General features: G+C 35.5%; 2 protein-coding genes and 1 pseudogene. 1 reads left to right on the forward strand and 2 read right to left on the reverse strand.

What is annotated here, in order from left to right:
- Positions 1-15: 15 nt before the first annotated feature.
- Positions 16-1,221, reverse strand: coding sequence for a pyridoxal phosphate-dependent aminotransferase (locus VFS71_RS14340; protein WP_116796110.1), 1,206 nt, complete (start codon positions 1,219-1,221; stop codon positions 16-18).
- Between the two features lie 40 nt (positions 1,222-1,261).
- Positions 1,262-2,353 (reverse strand): acyl-CoA desaturase, encoded by a 1,092-nt coding sequence (locus VFS71_RS14345; RefSeq protein ID WP_326402078.1) that lies wholly within the window; start codon positions 2,351-2,353, stop codon positions 1,262-1,264.
- A gap of 107 nt (positions 2,354-2,460) precedes the next feature.
- On the opposite strand from VFS71_RS14345, the pseudogene VFS71_RS14350 reads away from it, so the two are divergent.
- A pseudogene (locus tag VFS71_RS14350) lies at positions 2,461-2,540 on the forward strand (16S rRNA (guanine(527)-N(7))-methyltransferase RsmG); the annotation flags it as partial.

Below are 2,540 nucleotides of genomic sequence, written 5' to 3' on the forward strand. Positions count from 1 at the left end.
TGAAATAAATTCTATTTATGCCAGAACTTCAGTAAGCGAAACCGCTTCTTTGATTCTGCGTAAAGCTTCTTTTAATAATTCTTCGCTGGTTGCGTAAGAGAAACGGATGCAATTTGGGTTTCCAAAAGCGTCACCTGTTACAGTCGCTACACAAGCTTCGGCCAAAAGATACATTGAGAAATCATTCGCATCTTTGATTAATGTTCCTTTTAATGTTTTTCCGAAGAAAGAAGAAACGTCTGGGAATACATAGAATGCTCCTTCTGGAACGTTGATTTTTACACCTGGAATCTCTTTCAATAATCCAACCACTAAATCTCTACGGCTTTGGAAAGCGTCAACCATGTGTTTCAAAACAGATGGGTCAGCATCTACAGCAGTAATAGTTGCACGTTGTGCAATACTGTTGGCACCACTGGTTACTTGTCCTTGAATTTTGATACAAGCTTTAGCAATGAATTCTGGTGCTCCAATGTATCCAATTCTCCAGCCTGTCATAGCAAATGCTTTGGCAACTCCATTTACAGTTATGGTTTTTTCTAACATTCCCGGAATAGAAGCGATGCTGCAGAAAGTTCCTGAGAAATTGATATGCTCATAAATTTCGTCGGCAACTACATATACGTGTGGGTATTTTTCTAAAACTTTTGCAAGAGCAGTCAATTCTTCTCTGTTGTAAACTGATCCACTTGGGTTACAAGGAGAACTGAACCACATCATTTTTGTTTTCGGTGTGATTGCTGCTTCTAGTTGTTCTGGAGTGATTTTGAAATCTGTTTCTACAGAAGTTGGAACTTCTACAGGAACTCCTCCTGATAATTTTACAATTTCGAAATAACTTACCCAATATGGTGCTGGTAAAATTACCTCGTCACCGTCGTTAAGCATTACTTGTGCAATGTTATATAAAGATTGTTTGGCTCCTGTTGAAACCACAATTTGTGATGGTTTGTAATCTAAATTATTGTCTCTTTTGAATTTTCTACAAATTGCTTCTTTCAATTCTGCGTAACCTTCTACTGGAGAATATGTGCTGTAGTTTTCGTCGATAGCACGTTTTGCAGCTTCTTTGATGAAATCTGGTGTATTGAAGTCAGGCTCACCTAAACTTAAACTGATAATGTCTTTTCCTTGTGCTTTTAATTCTCTAGCCAATGCAGCCATCGCTAATGTTTGTGATGTAGCTAAATTGTTAATTCTGTCTGAAAGTGGATTGCTCATTAAATTGTAATTTTTTGGTTTATTCTTTTTTAGATAATTATTATAGTGCGGGCTCTAGTCCCAATGTTCTTAAATGTTTGAAATGTGCAACAACAGCGGCTGTCATTGTCTTGTATTCGTAATATGGTAATTGGCACTCTTTTGCTGTTTCTTTAACTATTTTTGCAATTTTACCGTAGTGAACATGGCTAATGTGTGGAAAAATATGGTGCTCAATTTGGTGGTTTAATCCTCCAGTGTACCAGTTTACAATTTTGTTTTTTGGTGCAAAATTTACTGTGGTGAACAATTGGTGAATAGCCCAAGTGTTTTCCATCTCGCCTGATTCGTTTGGTTGTGGATTAGCAGCTTCATCAACTACGTGCGCCAATTGGAATACAATGCTTAAGATTAATCCAGCAGTGTAGTGCATGATAAAAAATCCAACCAAAACTTTCCACCAAGTGATTCCGATAACAATTGGTAAAACAATCCAAATAGCTATGTAAATTACTTTTGTTATGATTAATGTTGTCCAAAGCACTTTTGGACTTTTTGGTTCACCATAAGATAATTTTCTTTTTAGGTAATTACGCATTTGTTTAAAGTCAGTTGTGATGGCCCAGTTGAAAGTCAATAAACCATATAAAAATACAGCGTAATATTGTTGGAATTTATGGAATTTATGCCATTCTGCTTCTTTTGAAAAACGCATAATTCTTCCTGCTTCCAAGTCTTCGTCGTGACCTATGATGTTCGTGTAAGTGTGATGTAAAACGTTGTGTTGTACTTGCCAGTTGTGTACGTTTCCGGCTAAAACGTATATGGTTCCTCCCATGAATTTATTAACCCAACTTTTGGTTGAATAAGATCCGTGGTTGGCATCGTGCATTACGTTCATTCCGATTCCGGCCATTCCAATTCCCATAACAATGGTTAGTAGAAGATGTGCCCAAAAAGGCATGTCTAAGGTAAGTATCAAAAAATAGGGAACAAGGAAGACAGTAAAAAGAATTACAGTTTTCAAATGGATCTTCCAGTTTCCAGTTTTTTCGATATTATTTTCTTTGAAATAGCTGTTAACACGAGAATTAAGAGTTCTGAAAAACTTTAAATTGTCTTGTTTTGCAAATGTAGGTGCGGTATTGTTCATATAATTTTTTGAATATTTGCAAAGGTAACCAATATAAATTTTCAACATACAATATTGAGTTAAATATTTCTAAGCGAAAAGCAGTACTTTTGTTAAAAATTTTTAAGATGGATGAGATTCTAAAGTATTTTCCTAACCTATCTGATAATCAGATAGAACAGTTTCAAAAATTGGATTTTTTATACCA

The organism is Flavobacterium sp., from assembly GCF_035760125.1.
GTDB lineage: Bacteria > Bacteroidota > Bacteroidia > Flavobacteriales > Flavobacteriaceae > Flavobacterium.

What these genes read in the sequence shown, in the direction of transcription:
- VFS71_RS14345 (WP_326402078.1), bottom strand. Translation starts at nt 2,353, where the DNA reads ATGAACAATACCGCACCTACATTTGCAAAACAAGACAATTTAAAGTTT.
- VFS71_RS14340 (WP_116796110.1), bottom strand. Translation starts at nt 1,221, where the DNA reads ATGAGCAATCCACTTTCAGACAGAATTAACAATTTAGCTACATCACAA.